We start from the raw sequence: 23,639 nt of genomic DNA, 5'->3' as shown, positions 1-23,639 counted from the left end.
ACTATAGTATGCTATATGGAAATATAGAGCAGCTTACTTTATTACCTTACGTTAACCACATTATTAAAAAACTTATCATCGAAGCGGTGAAGATAGCTGAAGATCAGCCTGCTGGTAGATATGAACTTTCTTTCCCGGAGTCATTTCTTATGATAAGCGAAGGAGAAACACACTCTTCGTTAAACCGCAAAGCTGAACTTCATAAAAAATATATCGATGTTCAGATTTTACTAAGCGGTTATGAGGAGATTGGCTATTCCAACAAAATTGATACCAGGATAAAGGAGCTTGAGCATCTTCCTGATGACATCATCTTTCCTGAATGTGTCGCTAATGAGCAGTTCGTTACATTAAATCCTGGCGATTTCGCGCTTTTTTATCCCAACCAGATCCACCGTCCGCTTTGTACGCGTGGTAAACCTGCGCCGGTTAAAAAAGCGATTGTGAAAATTCCGGCCACGGCATTTAGCGAGTCAAGCTAGTCTTGTCAGGCGAAGGAATAAAGAAAGCGCTAAATGCAATTCAGGAAGAGACCTTCAAGTCATCCTGAATTACAGCCAGAATGAATAAGGTGGCACTTTTCTGACTTCAGAGCCTTTTCGCGTTGGGGCTAATCGCGGAAAGGCTTTTTACGTTCTGTAAAAAGAGGATGCGGGGTCTCCCCGGTAAATAAGTGAAAATGATACAAATCGATTTTGATGTTATTTTTGTTCAATCTGAATAATATGGTCTTTTACACGGAAAGTGATTGGCGAGGTGTTATGAATCATATTTTTAAATTAGCATTTATTTTTATTATCAATATTATATTTTTAATAAATGCTTCAGCAACAACGATGGACAAAGATAAATTTGTGGAAGTGAATGGTATCAAAATTCATTACGTTGAAGAGGGCGAGGGGCCTCCGCTGCTGTTGATTCACGGTGGTGGTCTGACGGCGAAAAGCTGGCAGGGATTAGCGAAAGAGGCATCCCGCTACTTTCGCGTCATCATGCCGGACAGTCGTGGACATGGATTAACCAATAACCCGCAAGGAACGTTTAGCTATGATCTGATGGCGGAAGATACGGCGGCTTTTGTTAAAGCGCTAAAGCTGGAAAAACCGCTGGTGATGGGTTACAGCGATGGCGGCATGGTCGTTCTGAAGTTAACCAGCCGATACCCGGATCTAGCGCGCGCTGCTATCGTCGGCGGCGCAACGCATCGCTTTGCTACGACCCATTACATGCAGGGGATGGAAATTTTTATGGTAAAGGAATGCCTCAGGCGGAGATGACCCTCATTCCCGGTAGCGGTCACGCCATTTTCCAGACGCCAGGAAAAACACCGCTGTTTTACGCATTAGTGCTTGAGTTTTTACAGCGGCAAATCCCTAAGGCTTCTTAACTGACCGCGATGGACGTATGAGCCTACTGATTTGCGCTGGATATATATTTTTTTCGGGCGTTGTCTACTGTACCTGGCTAAACTGACTTCAATAATGCGGTCTGTCAGAGTAAACTTTGAGCCGTAAACAAATTCAAACCCTTCCTCGTCGGGCCTAACGACGCGGGAGGGTTTTTTTATATTGACTAAGAAGAGGTTTTTGCCATGAGCACCTTAGGTCATCAGTACGATAACTCACTGGTTTCTAATGCGTTTGGTTTTTTACGTCTGCCAATGAACTTCCAGCCGTATGACAGCGATGCCGACTGGGTGATCACTGGCGTACCGTTTGATATGGCAACGTCCGGTCGCGCTGGCGGCCGTCATGGCCCGGCGGCGATCCGTCAGGTGTCGACCAACCTCGCCTGGGAACATCACCGTTTCCCGTGGAATTTTGACATGCGCGAGCGCCTGAACGTCGTGGACTGCGGCGATTTGGTGTATGCGTTTGGCGATGCCCGTGAAATGAGCGAAAAATTACAGGCGCACGCTGAAAAACTGCTGTCTGCAGGCAAGCGTATGCTCTCTTTCGGCGGCGACCACTTCGTCACGCTGCCGCTGCTGCGCGCCCACGCGAAACATTTTGGCAAAATGGCGCTGGTACATTTTGACGCGCATACCGATACCTACGCTAACGGCTGCGAATTCGATCACGGCACGATGTTCTACACCGCGCCGAAAGAAGGCCTGATCGATCCGCATCATTCGGTACAGATCGGTATTCGCACTGAGTTTGACAAAGACAATGGCTTTACCGTGCTGGATGCCTGCCAGGTCAACGATCGCGGCGTGGATGATATTCTCGCTCAGGTGAAACAGATCGTCGGCGATATGCCGGTCTATCTGACCTTTGATATCGACTGTCTGGACCCGGCGTTTGCGCCTGGTACCGGTACGCCGGTGATCGGCGGCCTGACCTCCGATCGCGCCATTAAACTGGTACGCGGTCTGAAAGATCTGAACATTGTCGGTATGGATGTAGTGGAAGTCGCGCCGGCTTACGATCAGTCGGAGATCACCGCTCTGGCGGCCGCGACGCTGGCATTAGAAATGCTCTATATCCAGGCGGCGAAGAAAGGCGAGTAAGTTGTTTTGCCGGATGGCGCTGCGCTTATCCGGCCTACAGCTGATTGATGCTTGTAGGCCGGATAAGGCGTTCACGCCGCCATCCGGCACTGTTCGGGGATTATTTGATCCCGTCCGCGCTCATACGATCGCGCACATGCTGTGCGCGTGCGGCGGACGCCGGGTGATCGTCGAACATCGAGCTTTGACGACCCGCTTCCAGTTTTGCCAGTTTCTCAAAGCTGGTGGCGAGTCCTGCCGGACTGATACCGCGTTTGCGCAACAGATCGTAAGAATAATCATCCGCTTCGGACTCCTGACGCTGAGAGAACTGCGAGTTCACCAGTTTTTCGCCAAGATCGCCAAGCTGTGATTGCGACAGGCTGCCGACAACGCCTCCTGCCGATGCCGCCGCAACACGAACGGCGTTAGTGCCCAGCGCGACCTGCATCCCTTTCTTTACATGACCCAGCGCGACATGGCCCATTTCGTGGCCGATCACGGCTTCAACTTCGTTGTCGGTCATCATATCCATCAGTCCGCTGTAGACGCGGATACAACCGTTCGCCATGGCAAACGCGTTGACGTCTTTCGTCTCGTAAACCTTATAGTTCACCGGCTGGCCGTTAATGTTATCCCCCAGCGCAGCGGCAATTTTTGCCAGTCGTTTAGCGTATTCGCTGCTCGCCGGCGCGATTTTCGCTTTGCTGTCGAGCTCTTGACAGGATTGATCGCTCAACGCTTTTACCTGCGCATCGCTTAACGTATAGGCCTGAAAAGCTTCAGCGCCCGAAGAAAGCAGTCCATTAGAGTCCATATTCTGGCAACCGGTCAGCACCGTCGCCATGCCCAAAGCAAGCAGTAAAGCGCGAATTTTCATTTTTCTCTTCCATACGAATTAATATTATTTTGAAATGCGCTCGTTGCAGATGAATTAGCGCCTGGGTTAAGTATAAAGAAAAGCGTGGCAGGCAAGTTAGCTAATTGCGCAACATGCGAGCACGATCCGGAGATTTCTGAAGCGGTAAAAGGATGTTCCATGTACATGACGCGCGGCTTGGGGTAAATTGTTGGCAAATTTTCCGGCGTAGCCCAAAACGCGCTGTCGTCAAGTCGTTACGGGCATGGCCTTTCAACATCCGATCTGGAGTCAAAATGTCCTCACGTAAAGAGCTTGCCAATGCTATTCGTGCGCTGAGCATGGACGCAGTACAGAAAGCCAAGTCCGGTCACCCGGGTGCCCCGATGGGTATGGCTGACATTGCCGAAGTCCTGTGGCGTGATTTCCTGAACCACAACCCGACCAACCCGTCCTGGGCCGACCGCGACCGCTTTGTGCTGTCCAATGGCCACGGCTCAATGCTGATTTACAGCCTGCTGCACCTCACCGGCTATGACCTGCCGATGTCCGAACTGCAGAATTTCCGTCAGCTACATTCAAAAACCCCGGGTCACCCGGAAGTGGGCTACACCGCTGGCGTTGAAACCACTACTGGCCCGCTGGGGCAGGGTATTGCCAACGCCGTCGGGATGGCGATTGCCGAGAAAACTCTGGCGGCGCAGTTTAACCGTCCTGGCCACGACATCGTTGACCACTTCACCTACGTCTTTATGGGCGACGGCTGCATGATGGAAGGCATTTCTCACGAAGTGTGCTCTCTGGCTGGTACTCTGAAACTGGGCAAACTGATCGCGTTCTATGATGACAACGGTATCTCTATCGATGGTCACGTTGAAGGCTGGTTCACCGATGACACCGCGAAACGTTTTGAAGCCTACGGCTGGCACGTTATCCGTGGCATTGACGGTCACGATGCCGACGCCATTAAACGCGCCACGGAAGAAGCTCGCGCCGTGACTGACAAACCGTCCCTGTTGATGTGCAAAACCATCATCGGTTTCGGTTCGCCGAACAAACAGGGTACCCACGATTCCCACGGCGCGCCGCTGGGCGACGCGGAAATCGCGCTGACCCGCGAACAGTTGGGCTGGAAGTACGCGCCGTTCGAAATCCCGTCTGAAATCTACGCCCAGTGGGATGCGAAAGAAGCCGGCCAGGCGAAAGAGTCTGCATGGAATGAGAAATTCGCGGCTTATGAGAAAGCCTTCCCGCAGGAAGCTGCTGAATTCACTCGTCGTATGAAAGGCGACATGCCGGCTGACTTCGATGCGAAAGCGAATGAGTTCATCGCTAAACTGCAGGCGAATCCATCCAAAATCGCCAGCCGTAAAGCGTCCCAGAATGCCATCGAAGCCTTCGGTCCGCTGTTGCCGGAATTCCTCGGCGGCTCCGCTGACCTGGCACCGTCTAACCTGACCCTGTGGTCCGGTTCGAAAGCGATTAACGAAGATGCCGCAGGTAACTACATTCATTACGGTGTGCGCGAATTCGGTATGACCGCTATCGCCAACGGTATCGCCCTGCACGGCGGTTTCCTGCCGTACACCTCCACCTTCCTGATGTTCGTCGAATATGCCCGTAACGCAGTGCGTATGGCAGCGTTGATGAAACAACGTCAGGTGATGGTTTACACCCACGACTCCATCGGTCTGGGCGAAGATGGCCCGACGCACCAGCCGGTCGAGCAGGTGGCAAGCCTGCGCGTAACGCCGAACATGTCCACATGGCGTCCGTGCGACCAGGTGGAATCCGCGGTGGCGTGGAAATATGGCGTAGAGCGTCAGGATGGCCCAACCGCGCTGATCCTCTCCCGTCAGAACCTGGCGCAGCAGGAACGTACTGAAGAGCAACTGGCGAATATCGCCCGCGGTGGTTACGTACTGAAAGATTGTGCGGGCCAGCCGCAGATTATCTTCATTGCGACCGGTTCAGAGGTTGAGCTGGCGGTTGCCGCTTACGAAAAACTGACTGCCGAAGGCGTGAAGGCGCGCGTGGTTTCCATGCCGTCCACCGACGCGTTCGACAAGCAGGATGCGGCTTACCGTGAATCCGTGCTGCCGAAGGCGGTCTCTGCGCGTGTGGCGATTGAAGCGGGTATCGCTGACTACTGGTTCAAATACGTCGGCCTGAACGGCGCTATTGTCGGGATGACCACCTTCGGTGAATCCGCCCCGGCAGAGCTGTTGTTTGAAGAGTTTGGCTTCACGGTGGACAACGTGATCGCCAAAGCGAAAGCACTGCTGTAATCCTTAATACGGCATAAAACGGGGCGCTTCGGCGACCCGTTTTTTATTCCCCCTTTGACAACCTGCCATTTTCCAGCCGTACCACCCGTGAAAAATGACGCCGGGTAAACGCAGCGTCATGGCTAATCGCCACGACGCTGGTTCCCCGTGCCCGGCATGTCGCCAGCCAGTGTTCAAATACGGTTAGCCAGTGGGCGTCAAAATCCCGGCTGGGTTCATCCAGCAATAACACCGGCGGCGCCATCGCCTCCAGACTGGCGACCGCCACCATCCGGCGCTGCGCGGCGTGCAGATCAAGCGGGTGCGCCTCGGCGACGTCCGTTAGCTGGCATAACCGCAGCGCGGCCTGCGTGCGCCGTGAAATTTCCTCTGCCGATAAGCGTTGTAGTTTCAGCCCAAAAGCGACCTCTTGCGCGACATTGCTGTGGAAAATCTGGTTTTCCGCTTCCTGAAAGAGTACGCCGATAGCGGCGGCGCGTTGACGATTTTTAAGCTGCGCAATCGGCCCTCCATTAAGCGTTACCGAGCCGGAAGTGGGGGAAAGCAGGCCGGCCATAATCCGTAACAGCGTTGATTTTCCCGCGCCGTTATCGCCGGTCAACGCCAGCCATTCGCCGTCACGAAGTTCAAGCGAGATAGCGTGCAAACAGTCGGCTGCGGCATCCGGCCAGCGATAAGCGACCTGATTTAACGTCAACATAATGGGGTTAGCGCTCCGTCGCGCAATTGCCATACCCGCTGGCATCGCGTCAGAAAAGGAAAATGGTTACGCTCAAAAAGCACAATGAGAGAATGACGTTCCAGCGCCCACTGTTGTAGCCGTTCCAGCAGCATCCCGGTGGCCGCTGACGTCAGCCGACTGAAGGCTTCATCAAGAATTAACAGTCTGGGCTGCATGGCAAGCGCGCTGGCAATTACTACCCGCTGCGTTTCGCCGCCGGAGAGCGTGCCGGGATGGCGATGGCGTAACGACTGGCAGTTTGTCAGAGTCAGCGCCTCGTCAATGCGCCGTAGAATCTCCGCTTCATGGAGGCCGAGATTCTCCGGGCCAAACGCCACCTCTTCCTCTACGCTAAAGGTACAGCCGGAAAGCTGTAAATAAGGCGATTGCTGCACCAACTGGATGGTGGGCGACTGTTCTACCAGCGGGAGCTGCCCGATAGGGACGCCAAGCAGTAAGCCTGTGCCGTCAATATCACCGGGAAGATAATCCGGATACCAGCCAGCCATCAGTTGCGCCAGCGTACTTTTTCCGCTGCCGTTATCGCCGACTATCGCCACTATTCCGGGTGTTGAATAGTGGAAATCAAAACATGCCGGCGGGCGTGTCGCATCGGACGGAAGATAACGAAACTGCTCTAACGTAACCATATCCACACTCCCGCTTCCGCCAGTATTAGCAGTACCATGCCATACCGCGCAACCCGTTGTAACATGCTATCTTTCGGCGCCCACAGCGTGGTTCGGGCTCGATGCAGCCGAAACCCCCGCATATCCAACGCCGCGCCGCGTATTGTCAGATCGTTAAGCGCATTTTGCGTAAGCGGCACGATCAGCGCAGGCATTGCCCGTAGCCGCTGATACCAGCCTTCATCCAGCGGTACGCCACGCGCGCGCTGGGCTTCATGAACGATCGTCAGTTGTCGTTTGAGCTGTTCGACGACCAGCAGAGGGCCAGCGAACAGGTAAGCGATGCCGGGCGGCAGACGTGAAGCGAACAGGGCGCGAATAAACCGCTGAACCGGCACATACTGCATCCATAGCTGCGACGTCGACACGATCGCCAGCAGACGTAGCCATAGCGTAACGGCATATATCCAGCGCTGCGGATCGCGAGGCTGCCCGCTTATCCATTCCGTTAGCCAACCGCCATGTACCAGCCATAGCCCAAATCCTAAAGACAGCATCAGCCAGGCGACATACTTCGCCCGCCGCCGCGTTGATTTCAGCGCCAGCAGACAGAGGAAGGCCGCCGCGCTATAAACCGGGAGCACGGTCTGCGCAGGGAGTAGCAGCGTGGTGCAGGCCGCCAGCGCCCATAAGGTTAACGAGGTAAACGGATGCATTTAGCGTACGGCTGACATCGCAGGAAAATGCCGTGTCGTACGTAACGGTAGCTGACGCAGCAGCACCCAAACGATGATCGCCGTCAGAATTTTATCGACCAGATTAGCGCCTATGACGGTAATCGCGACTGACTCCACCAGGTTTTGGCCCATTGAATGCATCCAGGCGACGAACAAATCAGCGCCGCTGCCGGTAACGCCGCCAAAAAGTGCGGTACGAAGCGGTACGGCGACCAGCGTCACCGCTAACGTAATGACGACCCCGCTGACGATCACTTTGGGCAGGGTACGAAACCAGCCTGCGCGCGCCAGCCACCCGGCGACCAGACCGATAACCATCGCTACCGGGGCAAACGCGGCAGCGATAGGATCGGTAAGCAGCCCCCACAGCAAGTTGGTCAGAAGCCCAGTCAACATGCCGATGAACGGCCCTAACAGTACCGCACTAATTAAGGTGCCGATCGAGTCGAGAAAAATAGGCAGCTTCAACATGCTAATAAGCTGTCCGCCAATCATATTGATGGCAATAGCGATGACAATCAGCACCAGAGACTGGCTGGAAAACGGGCGACGCGCCATAAAGTACCTCTTAAAGAGTCGTCAATTAACGGGAAGAAATATGCAGTTCGTCATAACCGGAAATGGCGCACGGTTGACGGCTGAACGTCAGCGCTGGCAGCTCGCCGATAACCAGCTCCAGCGTGGTACGCACGGTACACCCTGGCATCATATGGCCGCCGAGCATGGCCCCGTAGGGATCCGATACCGCGAGATGCAGATGCTCGCCGGTCAATTCAAGCGTGCCGTTTAGCGAGATAACTTCAAACGTGCCGGTGAGCGATGTGGTCGCTTCTTGCCCGGCATAACGCAGCGCAACGTCGGTCAGACTGCCGGTACACCCTGCAATCCAGGCGGCATGTAATTGGTTCTGTTGCACAAAGGCGTGTAATTGGGAAAACACTTCCTGGCCGGGAAGCAGACGAAGCGCGTAAAAGCGCGCTGTAGAGGCATTGTGGTGAGATACAGTCATCGTTACAGGACTCCGAGACTCGGACGTGGCGCTGATAATATAGACGCTGGCGACAGCGCTTTCTGATATAAATCAGTATTTGTGACGCGACGATGAAAAGATCTGACGGATGTACTGGTGATTCTTAAATATGGAATAAATTGCAGCGTAAGCGGCCATGAAATGTGATGCAGGTCAGATAACTGTCTTCTTCGACTGGACAAACATTCCTTTTATTCCCCGTTTCGCTTATTCTAGCTGAAGCGTTTCAGTTAATTAAATGTTCGACAATTAACCAATCAGTCGCAGTTTGCGACAGGTGAGGTTTTACTCGACGATGAGCTGCATTACTCTGTCAGCCTCATCTGAATCGGGATAGCCTTGCAGGAGACCTATGACCGTACGCATAGCGATTAATGGCTTTGGTCGCATCGGGCGTAACGTGGTTCGTGCTTTGTATGAATCCGGACGTCGGGCGGAAATTACCGTGGTGGCCATCAACGAGCTGGCGGATGCCGCAGGCATGGCGCATTTGTTGAAATACGATACCAGCCACGGGCGTTTTGCATGGGAGGTTCGCCACGAGCGCGAGCAGCTTTTTGTCGGCGACGATGTCATTCGTATTCTGCATGAAAGAACGCTGGCGGATCTGCCGTGGCGCGAACTGGGCGTGGATGTCGTGTTGGATTGTACGGGCGTATATGGCAACCGGGAGCATGGCGAGGCGCATATTGCCGCAGGCGCGAAGAAAGTGCTCTTTTCTCATCCGGGCAGCAACGATCTTGACGCCACCGTCGTTTTTGGTGTGAACCAGAACCAACTGCGTGCGGAACATCGTATTGTCTCAAACGCGTCCTGTACCACGAATTGCATAATTCCCGTCATTAAATTGTTGGATGATGCTTACGGCATCGAGTCTGGTACCGTCACGACGATCCACTCCGCGATGAACGATCAGCAGGTGATCGACGCGTATCACTCCGATCTGCGGCGCACGCGCGCGGCCAGCCAGTCGATTATCCCGGTAGATACAAAACTGGCGGCAGGCATTACGCGTATATTCCCGCAGTTTAACGACCGTTTTGAGGCGATTGCGGTGCGCGTTCCAACCATTAATGTGACGGCGATCGATTTAAGCGTAACGGTGAAAAAACCAGTAAAAGCCAGTGAAGTCAACCAGTTGCTGCAAAAAGCAGCACAAGGTGCATTTCATGGTATAGTTGACTATACGGAATCACCGTTGGTCTCGATAGATTTTAACCACGACCCGCACAGCGCCATTGTTGATGGCACGCAAACCCGGGTCAGTGGCGCCCACCTGATCAAGACGCTGGTCTGGTGCGATAATGAATGGGGCTTTGCTAACAGGATGCTCGACACCACGTTAGCGATGGCCGCAGTTGGTTTCAGGCTCGACGCGTCAGCGTCGACAAAACTTTAAGCATCATTGAGAGGATTCACCATGTCTGTAATTAAGATGACCGATCTGGATCTGGCCGGGAAACGCGTTTTTATCCGTGCGGATCTGAACGTACCTGTTAAAGAAGGGAAAGTGACCAGCGACGCGCGTATCCGCGCTTCTCTGCCGACCATCGAACTGGCTCTGAAACAGGGCGCGAAAGTGATGGTAACTTCCCACCTGGGTCGTCCTACCGAAGGCGAGTACAACGAAGAATTCTCTCTGCTGCCGGTTGTTAACTACCTGAAAGACAAACTGTCTAACCCGGTTCGCCTGGTCAAAGATTACCTGGACGGCGTTGACGTGGCCGAAGGTGAGCTGGTGGTTCTGGAAAACGTTCGCTTTAACAAAGGCGAAAAGAAAGACGACGAAGCGCTGTCTAAAAAATATGCCGCCCTGTGTGACGTATTCGTGATGGACGCCTTTGGTACCGCGCACCGCGCGCAGGCTTCTACCCACGGTATCGGCAAATTTGCTGATGTTGCGTGCGCAGGCCCGCTGCTGGCCGCTGAACTGGATGCGCTGGGTAAAGCGCTGAAAGAGCCGGCTCGTCCGATGGTGGCTATCGTTGGTGGTTCTAAAGTATCTACCAAACTGACTGTTCTGGATTCCCTGTCTAAAATCGCTGACCAGCTGATTGTCGGCGGCGGTATCGCCAACACCTTCGTTGCCGCTCAGGGCCACAGCGTCGGTAAATCCCTGTACGAAGCTGACCTGGTTGACGAAGCAAAACGTCTGCTGACCACTTGCGATATCCCGGTTCCGACCGATGTTCGCGTTGCCACCGAGTTCTCCGAAACCGCACCAGCGACTCTGAAATCCGTTAACGACGTGAAAGAAGACGAGCAGATCCTGGATATCGGCGATGCTTCCGCTCAGCAGCTGGCTGAAATCCTCAAGAATGCCAAAACCATTCTGTGGAACGGCCCGGTTGGCGTGTTTGAGTTCCCGAACTTCCGTAAAGGGACTGAAATCGTGGCGAATGCCATCGCTGATAGCGAAGCGTTTTCCATCGCTGGCGGCGGCGACACCCTGGCGGCAATCGACCTGTTCGGCATTGCTGACAAAATTTCCTACATTTCTACTGGCGGCGGCGCATTCCTCGAATTCGTGGAAGGTAAAGTTCTGCCAGCCGTAGCGATGCTCGAAGAGCGCGCTAAGAAGTAATCGTTACGGGCAGGGATTCCTGCCCGTTGATTTATCGCCGATCTGACATTCAGGGCGGCCCGTGTTTTTCCCCAAAGCCCGACGATACAGGACAACGAAACATGTCTAAAATTTTTGATTTCGTAAAACCAGGCGTGATCACTGGTGATGACGTACAGAAAGTGTTCCAGGTAGCAAAAGAAAACAATTTTGCTCTGCCGGCAGTTAACTGCGTGGGCACTGATTCCATCAACGCTGTTCTGGAAACCGCTGCAAAAGTTAAAGCACCGGTCATCGTTCAGTTTTCCAACGGCGGCGCGTCCTTCATCGCGGGTAAAGGCGTGAAAACTGACGTACCTCAGGGCGCGGCAATCCTGGGCGCTATCTCTGGCGCGCATCACGTTCACCAGATGGCTGAACACTACGGCGTGCCGGTTATCCTGCACACTGACCACTGCGCGAAGAAACTGCTGCCGTGGATCGACGGTCTGCTGGACGCGGGTGAAAAACACTTCGCGGCTACCGGTAAACCGCTGTTCTCTTCTCACATGATTGACCTGTCTGAAGAGTCTCTGCACGAAAACATCGAAATCTGCTCCAAATACCTGGCGCGCATGTCCAAAATTGGCATGACTCTGGAAATCGAACTGGGTTGCACCGGTGGCGAAGAAGACGGCGTGGACAACAGCCACATGGACGCTTCTGCCCTGTACACCCAGCCGGAAGACGTTGATTACGCGTACACTGAGCTGAGCAAAATCAGCCCGCGTTTCACCATTGCCGCTTCCTTCGGTAACGTACACGGCGTTTACAAGCCGGGTAACGTGGTTCTGACCCCGACCATTCTGCGTGATTCTCAGGACTATGTTTCTAAGAAACATAACCTGCCGCACAACAGCCTGAACTTCGTTTTCCACGGTGGTTCCGGTTCTACTGCTCAGGAAATCAAAGACTCCGTAAGCTACGGCGTAGTGAAAATGAACATCGATACCGATACCCAATGGGCAACCTGGGAAGGTGTTCTGAACTACTACAAAGAAAACGAAGCGTATCTGCAAGGTCAGCTGGGCAACCCGAAAGGCGAAGATCAGCCGAACAAGAAATACTATGACCCGCGCGTATGGCTGCGTGCTGGCCAGACTTCGATGATCGCTCGTCTGGAAAAAGCATTTAAAGAACTGAACGCGATTGACGTTCTGTAATATAGTCTGCTGATTGAAATGGCTTCCCTCGGGAAGCCATTTTTTTATCGTTATTTCCGGAGAGCGGCGTTAGTTAGCGCTTTCATCCGGCCAACTCACAGTGTACCTGCCTTTTTTGGTTTTGGGATGATGCCGAAAAATGGCATATTCCTCTGTTTTTGTTTACCTTTAAAAAGTTCTTTTCGTGAGAATGATCTCATTTGCTTGTTTTGCTATGACCAAGGAATATTGAATGGAAGATTTGAATGTTGTCGACAGCATAAATGGTGCGGGCACCTGGCTGGTACGCAACCAGGCGTTATTGCTCAGCTATGCTGTGAATATTGTTGCGGCTATCGCTATTATCATCATCGGCTTGATTGTAGCGCGCGTGATCTCCAATACGGTAAATCGTCTGATGCGTGCGCGTCATATTGATGCGACAGTGGCCGACTTTCTTTCTGCGCTGGTGCGCTATGGGGTTATCGCTTTTACGCTGATTGCGGCTCTGGGTCGCGTGGGGGTTCAAACCGCCTCGGTTATTGCCGTACTGGGCGCCGCTGGTTTAGCCGTTGGCCTGGCATTACAGGGATCGCTTTCTAACCTTGCGGCTGGGGTATTGCTGGTTATGTTCCGTCCGTTCCGCGCCGGTGAGTATGTCGATTTAGGCGGCGTTGCCGGTACGGTACTTAACGTGCAAATCTTTTCCACGACAATGCGCGCGGTAGACGGCAAAATTATTGTGATTCCGAATGGCAAAATTATCGCGGGAAATATCATCAACTATTCTCGTGAGCCGGTTCGCCGCAACGAATTCATTATTGGGGTGGCTTACGATTCGGATATCGATCAGGTGAAACAGCTGCTCACGACGATTATCGAGTCCGACGATCGTATTTTAAAAGATCGCGAAATGACGGTGCGTTTGAATGAGCTGGGCGCCTCATCAATTAATTTTGTGGTGCGTGTCTGGAGTAAAAGCAGCGACCTGCAAAATGTCTACTGGGACGTGCTGGAACGTATTAAACGTGAATTCGACGCCGCTGGTATTAGCTTCCCGTACCCGCAGATGGACGTCAATTTTAAACGCGTGAAAGATAACGCCGCGGAGTAATTTTTCTCCCGCGCTGCGCTTATCCGCCTCCAGTATTCTCTGGTTATTGAGCGGATAAGCGTAGCCGCCATCCGTTATTCAGTCTCTTCATTAGCTTTTCTTATTAGTGATTAAAATTATCAATTTCCGCTAATAATATTCCCGCGCTATAGTCTGCCTTTAAGAAAAACAGCTCAGGGTAGTTAACGTGATATCTTATTATTTTCAAGGGTTTGCCCTTGGCGCCGCCATGATCCTTCCGCTTGGCCCGCAAAATGCGTTTGTGATGAATCAGGGAATTCGTCGCCAGTACCACCTCATGATAGCGCTGCTTTGCGCGTTAAGTGATTTAGTCCTGATTAGCGCCGGTATTTTTGGCGGTAGCGCGTTGCTGATGCAGTCGCCGTGGCTGCTGGCGCTGGTCACATGGGGCGGGGTTGCGTTCTTGTTATGGTACGGTTTTGGCGCGCTGAAAACGGCAATGAGCAGTAATCTGGAGCTGGCCAGCGCCGAGGTTATGAAGCAGGGGCGCTGGAAAATTATTGCTACGATGCTGGCGGTAACGTGGCTGAACCCGCACGTTTATCTGGATACGTTTGTCGTGTTGGGCAGTCTCGGCGGACAACTGGCTATGGAGCCAAAGCGCTGGTTCGCCCTCGGCACGATTAGCGCGTCGTTCTTATGGTTTTTTGGGTTAGCGCTACTGGCGGCCTGGCTTGCGCCTCGACTGCGTACGGCGAAAGCTCAACGCATTATCAACATTCTGGTTGGGGTGGTGATGTGGCTTATCGCCTTCCAACTGGCGCGGGAAGGCGTCGCGCATATGCACGCGCTTTTCAACTAAGCGTTGTCTGATGGACAACAGGCCGATATCCGCTAAGCTTGCCTGCATGCGCCCTGTATATCAGGGCAATGACTGCAATATGGAGGAGAGACTGTGAAGTTCAAAGTGATGGCCCTGGCGGCATTAGTGGGTTTAAGTGCAATGTCGGCGCAGGCAAGCGAACTGCCGGAAGGCCCGCACATCGTGACTTCCGGTACGGCAAGCGTCGATGCTGTGCCTGATATCGCCACCTTAGCGATTGAAGTGAACGTCGCGGCGAAGGACGCGGCGACGGCGAAGAAGCAGGCCGATGAGCGCGTGGCGCAATATCTTTCCTTCCTTGAGCAAAATCAGATTGCGAAAAAAGACATTAGCGCGGCGAATCTGCGCACGCAGCCGGATTATGATTACCAAAACGGTAAAAGCATTCTGAAAGGGTATCGCGCGGTGCGAACCGTTGAGGTGACACTGCGTCAGTTAGATAAACTTAATTCTCTGCTGGACGGCGCGCTGAAGGCGGGTCTGAACGAGATTCGTTCGGTATCGCTGGGCGTGGCGCAACCGGACGCCTATAAAGACAAGGCCCGCAAAGCCGCCATTGATGACGCGATTCATCAGGCGCAAGCGCTGGCAGCCGGTTTTAACAGCAAATTGGGGCCGGTTTACAGCGTTCGTTACCATGTCTCTAATTATCAGCCGAGTCCGGTGGTGCGAATGATGAAAGCCGCAGATGCTGCGCCGGTATCCGCGCAGGAAACTTACGAGCAGCCGACCATTCAGTTCGACGATCAGGTCGATGTGGTATTCCAGCTTGAACCTGGAACAGGGCAGACGTCGACAACGGCCGCCAGCACGCAGTAATCTCACCCGGCCTGGGCGCTTCCAGGCCGCGTTTTCTCCCGGTGTTCTCGTTTTTTGCTCCGTATTACGCATTGAAATGAAGATTTGCTAATACGGTGAGCGTTTTGAATCGCCTTGTCGCCAGCAAAAAATAGCCAATGGCGCGTCGTTTTTTGCCGCCTGAACGCAATGATTTTGTGATGAACTTCAAAGAAGTGACGAGGGAATAATGGGTCATGCAGGCCGGATAAGACGTTCACGCCGCCATCCGGCATTCATAGAGAGGCTAATCCTGACGCAGCACCTTGTGCCCGTACTCCAGCAGCGCGTCGGTCACTTTGCGCATCATCCGGCTTTCCGGGGCAAAGCGGTGCCAGTAAAGCATCCGGCGTTGTAGCAAACCAGGCGTTAAGTTGATCAACTCGCCGCTTTCCAGCTCTTTCTCAATCTGCAGGTGAGGGATCATGCAGCAGGTCGTGCCCTGACGCGCAAGCTGTACAAACGCTTCGGATGAATTAACGATATGGCACGGCACGCTGCCGGGCGGTAGATCGAAATTCTGTTGCAAAAAGGCCTGATGCATATCATCCAGATGGTCGAACGCGACGGCGGGCGCTTTCAGCAGCGACGACCGGGTAACGCCATTGGGGAAATAGCGCTCGGCAAACGGCCTTGACGCGACAAACAGATAGTCGAGCGCGCCCAGTTTGTCTACCAGGCAACTGGGCAGCGCCTGATGCTGAATACTCACCGCGCCCACCACCTCGCCGCGCCGCAGACGTTCTTGCGTGCGCGTTTCATCTTCCACCTGTAAATTGAGACGGATAGGGGAGTCCGCCAGCACCGGCGCCAGCGCCGGAAGCAGCCAGGTCGCCAGACTATCGGCGTTAACCGCCAGCGACAGCAGCAGCGGCGTAGAGCCGGTTTGTTCATCGCCCAGCCACTCTTCTTCCAGCAGTTCAACCTGACGCAGCAGAGCCAGTAATTTTTGCCCTTGCTCCGTGGGGCGAGGAGGAACGGTACGCACCAACAAAGGTTGTCCGAACATATTCTCAAGCTGTTTTATGCGCTGTGAGACGGCGGATTGCGTGATGCACAGCTTCTGGGCGGCGCGCTCGAATCCTCGTTCACGTATAACGGCATCCAGCGCCTGTAGTGTTCTGTAGTCCGGACGTTTCATTGTTGTGTCATGCTCCTGTTATTTTTTTCCGCACTATGACATAAATTTGCCGTCGGTACAGATGAAATCCGTAGCCTGTGTACGGACACGGAGATTTTTCCCGACAATGTTCTATAATGCGGCTGTATTTTCACACCACAGGCGAAACGATCTATGACGCAGGATGAACTGAAAAAAGCGGTAGGATGGGCGGCACTTCAGTATGTACAGCCCGGCACCATTGTGGGCGTTGGTACAGGCTCAACGGCCGCACACTTTATTGATGCGCTGGGCACAATGAAAGGCCAGATTGAAGGCGCGGTCTCCAGCTCGGACGCCTCGACTGAAAAACTCAAAGGCCTCGGTATTCATGTGTTTGATCTCAACGAAGTGGATAGCCTGGGTATCTATGTCGATGGCGCGGACGAAATCAACGGTCATATGCAGATGATCAAAGGCGGCGGCGCGGCATTAACCCGTGAGAAAATTATTGCTTCCGTGGCGGAGAAATTTATCTGTATTGCGGATGCCTCTAAACAGGTGGATATTCTTGGCAAATTCCCGTTGCCGGTCGAAGTGATTCCGATGGCGCGCAGCGCGGTCGCTCGTCAACTGGTGAAGCTGGGCGGGCGTCCGGAGTACCGTCAGAACGTGGTCACGGATAACGGCAACGTGATTCTGGATGTTTATGGTATGGAAATCCTTGATCCCATCGCGCTGGAAAACGCCATTAACGCGATTCCGGGCGTCGTGACCGTAGGGTTGTTCGCCAATCGTGGCGCCGATGTCGCACTGATCGGCACGCCGGACGGGGTGAAAACCATCGTAAAATGATTCCGCCAGGCGTATTTCCTGCCGCGTAAAAAATTCGGTCGGGGCAAATTTGGTGACATGTATCACGTTTAATCGTTTGCCCTGCCGATCCCTCCAAAGAAAAAGTTATTCCCGGTATTTTCATCTGCTATTTCCCGCTGTATGCGATTCCTTCACGACGCTGGCGAAAACGTTCATATTGCCGTGATAATTTTTTTTGATATGTTGAAGGACGGATGCAAATCCACACACAACATCAGATGGCAAAAAAAGACAGGATCGGGGAAATGGCAAAGGTATCGCTGGAGAAAGATAAAATTAAATTTCTGCTGGTTGAAGGGGTGCATCAAAAGGCGCTGGAAAGCCTTCGTGCGGCAGGTTACACCAACATTGAATATCACAAGGGCGCGCTGGACGCTGAACAGTTGAAAGCGTCCATCCGCGATGCCCACTTCATCGGTCTGCGATCCCGTACTCATCTGACAGAAGAAGTGATTAACGCCGCAGAGAAGCTGGTGGCGATTGGCTGTTTTTGCATCGGCACCAACCAGGTGGATTTAAATGCGGCGGCAAAACGCGGTATTCCGGTCTTTAACGCGCCATTCTCGAATACCCGTTCCGTGGCGGAGCTGGTGATTGGCGAGCTATTGCTGCTGCTGCGCGGCGTGCCGGAAGCGAACGCCAAAGCGCACCGCGGCGTATGGAATAAACTGGCGGCGGGATCGTTCGAAGCGCGCGGTAAAAAGCTTGGCATTATCGGTTACGGCCATATCGGAACGCAGTTGGGCATTCTGGCGGAATCGCTGGGGATGCATGTCTATTTCTATGATATTGAAAATAAACTGCCGCTCGGTAACGCAACTCAGGTGCAGCACCTGTCTGAATTGCTGAATATGAGCGATGTGGTCAGTCTGCACGTACCTGAAAACGCCTCCACCAAAAACATGATGGGCGCAAAAGAGATTGCCCTGATGAAGCCGGGTTCGCTGCTGATTAACGCCGCGCGCGGTACGGTGGTAGATATCCCGGCTTTGTGCGACGCGCTGGCGACGAAACATCTGGCGGGGGCGGCTATCGACGTCTTCCCGACGGAACCGGCCACTAATAGCGATCCGTTTACCTCTCCGCTGTGCGAATTCGATAACGTGATCCTGACGCCGCATATCGGCGGCTCGACGCAGGAGGCGCAAGAAAACATCGGTCTGGAAGTCGCAGGAAAACTGATTAAGTACTCGGATAACGGCTCGACGCTGTCCGCCGTGAACTTCCCGGAAGTGTCGCTGCCGCTGCACGGTGGTCGTCGCCTGATGCACATCCACGAAAACCGCCCAGGCGTATTGACCGCGCTTAACCAGATTTTTGCCGAGCAGGGCGTTAACATTGCCGCGCAGTATCTGCAAACCTCCGCCCGAATGGGGTATGTGGTAATTGATATAGAAGCCGATGGCGATGTGGCGGAGAAAGCGCTGCTGGCGATGAAGGCGATTCCGGGCACCATTCGCGCCCGTCTGCTGTACTGATTTCCTCTAAATGGGCAGGAGATGACCTGCCCATCCTTTCTCTGGTTTCCCTGCCTCAACATCTCTTCGTGTAACGCATACATTCTGTTTTCGAGCCTTGCCGCAATTGGTAATTAAAGGCAGCGTTGCGTGTTGTACAGCAATCAAAGGAATTTACGATAAGGGCTCAGCATAGCGCTGAAACGGGAAAGCCCCTGGCGAAGCAGGGGCTCTAAAAAGGAAAGGGACGATGATGAGATACGTCATCATGCTGCTGATCCTGTTAATCATCGCTACGCCAGCATATTAACAGAGAGTATGCAGGAGGGAGGTTCGCCTCCCTCACCCTTCACCGAGAAATTTAGGTCAAAAAAGCGACGCTGTCAATCGACAAAACACGGCTACCACTCCCAAATTTTGGACGGCGTCACCACCGCAGGCAGAGGGATATCCCACTCTTCAACCGGCAGCTTTTCCACTAACTGGCAATCATGCGCGTAGCCCACGGGCTGGATCTTATGCTGCTGCCAGTTTTGTAGCGTGCGGTCATAAAAACCGCCGCCCATGCCTAAACGCTGCCCGCCTTCGTCAAACGCGACTAACGGCGTTACCAGCACATCCAGCTTTGCCAGCGGCAATACGTCGCGGACATCAAGCCGTGGCTCCTGGATCTTTAAGCGGTTGGTCACCAGCGCACTCTGCGGATGATAGTGCAGGAACAGGAGGTTGCCAGGGCTGAAGGGATGAAGAACCGGAAGGTAGACGCGCTTGCCCGCTCGCCATAGCTGTTCAATCAGCGGCTGGGTGTCGAGTTCGCCATCAAAGGAGAGAAACACGGCGACAGTGTGCGCCATCACGACGGGAGGAAAGCTGAGCATTCGGGCGGCGGCCTGTTGACCAAAACGGCGTTGCTGCTCTGGCGTTAGCGCACGGCGACGTTGCCGAATCATCCGGCGGATTTCTTGTCGTGATAAAGAGAGTTCGGGAAGTTGCGTCATGGCTGTCGCCAGTCAGAAGGGGAATCTCCGAGATGCCGCCGCAGGCTGTAACCCTTGAACCCTTGGTTCAAGGTGAATGTGTCGTCACAGTTTTAAGGCTTCTCGGACGAACCGAGCATGCTCACCAACCGCGGAGCGCCACATTCTTGTGGTATGAAATATCGGCTCAGGGGACTGGCCCGCTTGCAAACATCTCAGAGAAATTCTGTTTTCACAATCACTTTACCATAGTAAAGCGAAAAGTGTTATTCAAAGTTTTGGCCCGTTTTTTCGGTTATGCGACCTTGATCAAGCAACGCCTGTTCGATGGTCTGTTGTAGCATCCGAATACGTTGTTCCATGCTCGCCGCGTAATCGCGGGTCTTCGCTTTTTCCTGAGTTAACTCATAGCTGATATTCAATGCGGCAATGAAAACCAACTGCTCAGTATTTGTGACTCTAGTGCGAACTTTCAGATCTTGCAACCGCTGATTCAGATCGTCCGCAGCCTGATTCAACGCATCCCTTTGGTCAGGCGGGCAATTCACTCGCAGTGAACGGCCAAATATTTGGATATCGACGGGTTGTGCAGACATGCCACCTTCCTGCTGATTGACTGCGCTGCCTTCGTCTCCAGACCCAGGGTCCGCGAAGGGGCGACACTATAGCTACCCTGGTGTGAAGATACAAGCCCTTTTCTGGTTCACCAGGGTCCAAAGTGGTAGCATATCATGAATATCCTCCCTTTGATGACGAATGCTTATGTCTATACAGAACGAAATGCCTGGTTACAACGAAATGAACCGGTTTTTGAATCAACAAGGGGCCGGTCTGACCCCGGCTGAAATGCATGGTTTAATCAGCGGGATGATTTGCGGCGGCAACAACGACAGCTCATGGCAGCCGCTGTTGCACGACCTGACGAACGAAGGTCTGGCCTTCGGGCATGAGCTTGCTCAGGCGCTGCGCAAAATGCACGCGGCGACCAGCGACGCGCTGGAAGACGACGGCTTTCTTTTTCAGCTTTATCTGCCTGAAGGCGACGATGTCAGCGTATTCGATCGCGCAGATGCCTTAGCCGGGTGGGTTAACCACTTTTTGCTTGGCCTCGGCGTAACGCAGCCTAAACTTGATAAAGTCACCGGCGAAACGGGTGAAGCGATTGACGACCTGCGTAATATTGCGCAGCTTGGTTATGATGAGGGCGAAGATCAGGAAGAGCTGGAGATGTCGCTCGAAGAGATCATCGAATATGTCCGTGTTGCGGCGCTGTTATGTCATGACACTTTCACGCGCCAACAGCCGACCGCGCCGGAAGTGCGTAAACCGACGCTACACTAAGAAAAAACGAAATGGAGGCCATGTCATGACTCAGCAGGAATACCAACGCCGTCGCCAGGCATTACTGGCGCAAATGCAGCCCGGCAGCGCCGCGCTGATCTTTGCCGCGCCGGAGGCGACGCGCAGCGCAGACAGTGAATATCCGTATCGCCAGAGTAGCGACTTCTGGTATTTCACCGGTTTTAACGAACCGGAAGCCGTGCTGGTACTGATTAAGAGTGATGACACCCACAACCACAGCGTTTTGTTCAACCGCGTTCGCGACCTGACGGCGGAAATCTGGTTTGGTCGCCGTTTAGGACAGGATGCCGCGCCGGAAAAACTGGGCGTTGACCGGGCGCTGGCGTTTAGCGAAATCAACCAGCAACTCTTTCAGTTGCTTAATGGTCTGGATGTGGTGTACCACGCGCAGGGCGAATATGCGTATGCCGACGAGATTGTTCTGGCTGCGCTGGAGAAGCTGCGTAAAGGCTCCCGCCAGAATCTGACCGCGCCGGCCACCATGACTGACTGGCGACCGATCGTCCATGAGATGCGCCTGTTCAAATCGCCGGAAGAGATTGCTGTCCTGCGCCGCGCCGGGGAAATTAGCGCGCTGGCGCATATCCGCGCGATGGAAAAATGCCGTCCGGGGATGTTTGAGTATCAGCTGGAAGGAGAAATTCACCACGAATTTAATCGCCACGGCGCGCGCTATCCCTCCTATAACACCATTGTCGGCAGCGGCGAAAATGGCTGTATCCTGCATTACACTGAAAACGAAAGTGAAATGCGCGACGGCGATTTAGTGCTTATCGACGCGGGCTGTGAATATAAAGGTTACGCGGGCGACATCACGCGTACTTTCCCGGTGAACGGGAAATTTACGCCAGCTCAGCGTGAAATTTATGACATCGTTCTGGAATCGCTGGAGACCAGCCTGCGACTGTTCCGTCCTGGTACCTCTATTCAGGAGGTGACCGGCGAAGTCGTGCGCATCATGATAACCGGGCTGGTGAAGCTGGGGATTTTGCAAGGAGAGGTTGATCAACTGATTGCCGAAAATGCGCATCGTCCTTTCTTTATGCATGGCTTGAGCCACTGGCTGGGGCTGGATGTTCATGATGTCGGCGTTTATGGGCCGGATCGCTCCCGTACCCTGGAGCCGGGCATGGTGCTGACCGTAGAGCCAGGCCTCTATATCGCGCCGGATGCCGACGTGCCGGAAGCGTATCGCGGCATTGGCGTTCGAATTGAAGATGACATTGTCATTACCGAAACCGGTAATGAAAACCTGACCGCTGGCGTTGTGAAGAAGGCGGATGACATTGAAGCATTAATGGCGGCGGCGCGGCAGCAATGAGCGTCATTATCGTTGGCGGCGGCATGGCAGGCGCGACGCTGGCGCTGGCCATCTCTCAGTTCAGTCATGGGACGTTGCCGGTACACCTGATTGAAGCGAAAGCGCCTGAAGCCGACGATCATCCCGGCTTTGACGCCAGAGCGATTGCGCTGGCGGCGGGCACTTGCCAGCAACTGGCGCGAATTGGCGTCTGGCAGGCGATTTCCGATTGCGCAACGGCAATCAACACCGTACACGTCAGCGATCGCGGCCATGCCGGATTTGTGACTCTCGACGCGCAGGACTACAGTCTGGCAGCGTTGGGGCACGTTGCGGAGCTGCATGATATCGGGCTGCGTCTGTTTGCGCTCTTGCGTAAAGCGCCAGGCGTTACGCTGCACTGCCCGGAGCGCGTAGCCAGCGTGTCGCGTACCCAACAGCAGGTTAACGTCACTCTGGAAAACGGCAATGTGATAGCTGGCAGCGTGCTGGTGGCGGCTAACGGTACCCACTCCGCGCTGGCGTCAGCCTGCGGCGTTGACTGGCATCAGGAGCCTTACGAACAGTTAGCGGTGATAGCGAATGTCGCGACCGCTATCCCGCATCAGGGACGCGCCTTTGAACGTTTTACCCCCAATGGCCCGCTGGCGATGTTGCCGATGTCGCATGGCCGATGTTCGCTGGTTTGGTGTCACCCGCTCGACCAGCGCGATGAGGTGCTGAGCTGGTCCGACGCGCAGTTTTGTCATGCGTTGCAGGCCGCGTTCGGCTGGCGGCTGGGGCGAATTACTCAGGCGGGTAAGCGCAGCGCGTATCCGCTTGCCCTTACTACGGCGGCGAAAGTGTTTACTCACCGGACTGTCGTGGTCGGCAATGCGGCGCAGACGTTGCATCCTATCGCCGGACAAGGGTTTAATCTCGGTCTGCGCGATGTCATGAGCCTGGCGGAAACGCTGGTCACGGCACAGGACGCGGGCGAGGATATTGGCGCCTGGCACGTGTTATCGCGCTATCAGCAGCGTCGTCAGGTTGACCGGGATACGACGATTGGCGTAACGAACGGTCTGGTCCATCTGTTTGCAAATCGTTGGGCGCCGCTGGTTATTGGGCGCAATATCGGTTTAATGGCGATGGAATTATTACCGCCTGCGCGCGATGCGCTGGCACAGCGGACCTTAGGTTGGGTTGCGCGTTAAGCAGATCTGTAGGCCGGATAAGGCATTTACGCCGCCATCCGGCATCGTGTTCGTAAAAATGCCGGATGGCAGCCTCGC

The 23,639-nt window shown here is 54.0% G+C and carries 23 protein-coding genes, 1 other RNA gene and 1 pseudogene; 15 read left to right on the top strand and 10 right to left on the bottom strand.

Translation table 11 applies throughout. The features are described 5' to 3' along the window. The first annotated feature begins 8 nt into the window (after positions 1–8). The 3 genes and pseudogenes from J4650_RS07840 (at position 9) to speB (ending at position 2,512) form a co-directional block, all read left to right on the top strand. Entirely contained in the window at positions 9–482 is a 474-nt protein-coding gene (locus J4650_RS07840) for a YhcH/YjgK/YiaL family protein (protein ID WP_000965536.1), read from the top strand. 213 nt (positions 483–695) lie between these two features. Further along, positions 696–1,387, top strand: a pseudogene (locus J4650_RS07835) (alpha/beta hydrolase). A 204-nt stretch (positions 1,388–1,591) separates the two neighbouring features. Further along, complete coding sequence (gene speB / locus J4650_RS07830) at positions 1,592–2,512, top strand: agmatinase (RefSeq protein ID WP_000105550.1); 921 nt, start codon at positions 1,592–1,594, stop codon at positions 2,510–2,512. Between the two features lie 100 nt (positions 2,513–2,612). On the opposite strand, the gene J4650_RS07825 is transcribed toward speB, so the two are convergent. Further along, positions 2,613–3,371 (bottom strand): M48 family metallopeptidase, encoded by a 759-nt coding sequence (locus J4650_RS07825; protein WP_000701824.1) that lies wholly within the window; start codon positions 3,369–3,371, stop codon positions 2,613–2,615. Positions 3,372–3,646: 275 nt separating this feature from the next. Between J4650_RS07825 and tkt the strand changes: the two genes are divergently transcribed. Beyond that, complete coding sequence (tkt, locus tag J4650_RS07820; protein ID WP_000098651.1) at positions 3,647–5,638, top strand: transketolase; 1,992 nt, start codon at positions 3,647–3,649, stop codon at positions 5,636–5,638. 43 nt (positions 5,639–5,681) lie between these two features. On the opposite strand, the gene J4650_RS07815 is transcribed toward tkt, so the two are convergent. Genes J4650_RS07815 through J4650_RS07795 form a run of 5 tightly spaced genes read right to left on the bottom strand, consistent with a single transcriptional unit; the run spans position 5,682 to position 8,734 of the window. Next, the gene (locus J4650_RS07815; protein WP_023993950.1) at positions 5,682–6,338 is read right to left on the bottom strand and encodes an ATP-binding cassette domain-containing protein; all 657 of its coding nucleotides are present in this window, start codon (positions 6,336–6,338) and stop codon (positions 5,682–5,684) included. Next, positions 6,332–7,009, bottom strand: a complete 678-nt coding sequence (locus J4650_RS07810; protein ID WP_001524843.1) for an energy-coupling factor ABC transporter ATP-binding protein — start codon at positions 7,007–7,009, stop codon at positions 6,332–6,334. Before J4650_RS07810 ends, J4650_RS07815 begins: the two co-directional genes overlap by 7 nt. Next, positions 6,997–7,704 carry an energy-coupling factor transporter transmembrane component T gene (locus J4650_RS07805; protein ID WP_020839035.1) on the bottom strand — a complete coding sequence of 236 codons (708 nt, stop codon included), beginning with the start codon at positions 7,702–7,704 and terminating at the stop codon, positions 6,997–6,999. Before J4650_RS07805 ends, J4650_RS07810 begins: the two co-directional genes overlap by 13 nt. After that, complete coding sequence (locus tag J4650_RS07800; RefSeq protein WP_000124001.1) at positions 7,705–8,283, bottom strand: ECF transporter S component; 579 nt, start codon at positions 8,281–8,283, stop codon at positions 7,705–7,707. Between the two features lie 25 nt (positions 8,284–8,308). Beyond that, a complete protein-coding gene (locus J4650_RS07795; RefSeq protein ID WP_000218564.1) occupies positions 8,309–8,734 on the bottom strand; it encodes a PPC domain-containing DNA-binding protein in 426 nt (141 codons plus the stop codon). Positions 8,735–9,107: 373 nt separating this feature from the next. On the opposite strand from J4650_RS07795, the gene epd reads away from it, so the two are divergent. The 6 genes from epd (at position 9,108) to J4650_RS07765 (ending at position 15,276) form a co-directional block, all read left to right on the top strand. After that, positions 9,108–10,154 carry an erythrose-4-phosphate dehydrogenase gene (gene epd / locus J4650_RS07790; RefSeq protein ID WP_000218338.1) on the top strand — a complete coding sequence of 349 codons (1,047 nt, stop codon included), beginning with the start codon at positions 9,108–9,110 and terminating at the stop codon, positions 10,152–10,154. 21 nt (positions 10,155–10,175) lie between these two features. After that, positions 10,176–11,339 carry a phosphoglycerate kinase gene (gene pgk, locus J4650_RS07785; protein ID WP_000111274.1) on the top strand — a complete coding sequence of 388 codons (1,164 nt, stop codon included), beginning with the start codon at positions 10,176–10,178 and terminating at the stop codon, positions 11,337–11,339. A 101-nt stretch (positions 11,340–11,440) separates the two neighbouring features. Then, on the top strand, positions 11,441–12,520 hold the full coding sequence (fbaA, locus tag J4650_RS07780) for a class II fructose-bisphosphate aldolase (RefSeq protein ID WP_000034386.1): 1,080 nt from the start codon (positions 11,441–11,443) through the stop codon (positions 12,518–12,520). Between the two features lie 232 nt (positions 12,521–12,752). After that, positions 12,753–13,613 carry a small-conductance mechanosensitive channel MscS gene (locus J4650_RS07775; RefSeq protein WP_000389833.1) on the top strand — a complete coding sequence of 287 codons (861 nt, stop codon included), beginning with the start codon at positions 12,753–12,755 and terminating at the stop codon, positions 13,611–13,613. A gap of 187 nt (positions 13,614–13,800) precedes the next feature. Further along, positions 13,801–14,436 carry an arginine exporter ArgO gene (gene argO, locus J4650_RS07770; protein ID WP_000626863.1) on the top strand — a complete coding sequence of 212 codons (636 nt, stop codon included), beginning with the start codon at positions 13,801–13,803 and terminating at the stop codon, positions 14,434–14,436. A 93-nt stretch (positions 14,437–14,529) separates the two neighbouring features. Then, positions 14,530–15,276: an oxidative stress defense protein gene (locus tag J4650_RS07765; RefSeq protein ID WP_000669854.1), complete on the top strand. Its 747-nt coding sequence runs from the start codon at positions 14,530–14,532 to the stop codon at positions 15,274–15,276. Between the two features lie 265 nt (positions 15,277–15,541). Here the strand turns inward: J4650_RS07765 and argP are convergent, their stop codons facing one another. Then, positions 15,542–16,435 carry a DNA-binding transcriptional regulator ArgP gene (argP, locus tag J4650_RS07760; protein ID WP_000828348.1) on the bottom strand — a complete coding sequence of 298 codons (894 nt, stop codon included), beginning with the start codon at positions 16,433–16,435 and terminating at the stop codon, positions 15,542–15,544. Positions 16,436–16,588: 153 nt separating this feature from the next. Between argP and rpiA the strand changes: the two genes are divergently transcribed. Together rpiA and serA are read left to right on the top strand one after the other, a co-directional pair. Beyond that, complete coding sequence (gene rpiA / locus J4650_RS07755; RefSeq protein WP_000189741.1) at positions 16,589–17,248, top strand: ribose-5-phosphate isomerase RpiA; 660 nt, start codon at positions 16,589–16,591, stop codon at positions 17,246–17,248. Between the two features lie 266 nt (positions 17,249–17,514). Then, on the top strand, positions 17,515–18,747 hold the full coding sequence (gene serA / locus J4650_RS07750) for a phosphoglycerate dehydrogenase (RefSeq protein WP_001151627.1): 1,233 nt from the start codon (positions 17,515–17,517) through the stop codon (positions 18,745–18,747). A gap of 380 nt (positions 18,748–19,127) precedes the next feature. On the opposite strand, the gene J4650_RS07745 is transcribed toward serA, so the two are convergent. The 3 genes from J4650_RS07745 to zapA form a co-directional block, all read right to left on the bottom strand. Next, positions 19,128–19,724, bottom strand: coding sequence for a 5-formyltetrahydrofolate cyclo-ligase (locus J4650_RS07745; RefSeq protein WP_001524863.1), 597 nt, complete (start codon positions 19,722–19,724; stop codon positions 19,128–19,130). A 20-nt stretch (positions 19,725–19,744) separates the two neighbouring features. Beyond that, a non-coding RNA gene (gene ssrS / locus J4650_RS07740) (6S RNA) lies at positions 19,745–19,928 on the bottom strand. A 41-nt stretch (positions 19,929–19,969) separates the two neighbouring features. After that, a complete protein-coding gene (gene zapA, locus J4650_RS07735; protein WP_001276011.1) occupies positions 19,970–20,299 on the bottom strand; it encodes a cell division protein ZapA in 330 nt (109 codons plus the stop codon). Between the two features lie 166 nt (positions 20,300–20,465). Between zapA and J4650_RS07730 the strand changes: the two genes are divergently transcribed. The 3 genes from J4650_RS07730 to ubiH are packed head-to-tail and all read left to right on the top strand — an operon-like array spanning position 20,466 to position 23,561. Continuing rightward, on the top strand, positions 20,466–21,044 hold the full coding sequence (locus tag J4650_RS07730; RefSeq protein ID WP_023993951.1) for a YecA family protein: 579 nt from the start codon (positions 20,466–20,468) through the stop codon (positions 21,042–21,044). Between the two features lie 25 nt (positions 21,045–21,069). Beyond that, positions 21,070–22,386 (top strand): Xaa-Pro aminopeptidase, encoded by a 1,317-nt coding sequence (gene pepP, locus J4650_RS07725; RefSeq protein ID WP_000193682.1) that lies wholly within the window; start codon positions 21,070–21,072, stop codon positions 22,384–22,386. Next, positions 22,383–23,561: a 2-octaprenyl-6-methoxyphenyl hydroxylase gene (ubiH, locus tag J4650_RS07720; protein WP_023993952.1), complete on the top strand. Its 1,179-nt coding sequence runs from the start codon at positions 22,383–22,385 to the stop codon at positions 23,559–23,561. The genes pepP and ubiH overlap by 4 nt, the downstream gene beginning before the upstream one ends. Positions 23,562–23,639: the final 78 nt, after the last annotated feature.

This window comes from Salmonella sp. 32120201201600049SM (assembly GCF_017572835.1).
Taxonomy (GTDB): domain Bacteria; phylum Pseudomonadota; class Gammaproteobacteria; order Enterobacterales; family Enterobacteriaceae; genus Salmonella; species Salmonella enterica.
The sequence above is the reverse complement of the archived record's forward strand: the minus strand, read 5'-3'. Positions and strand labels throughout refer to the sequence as shown.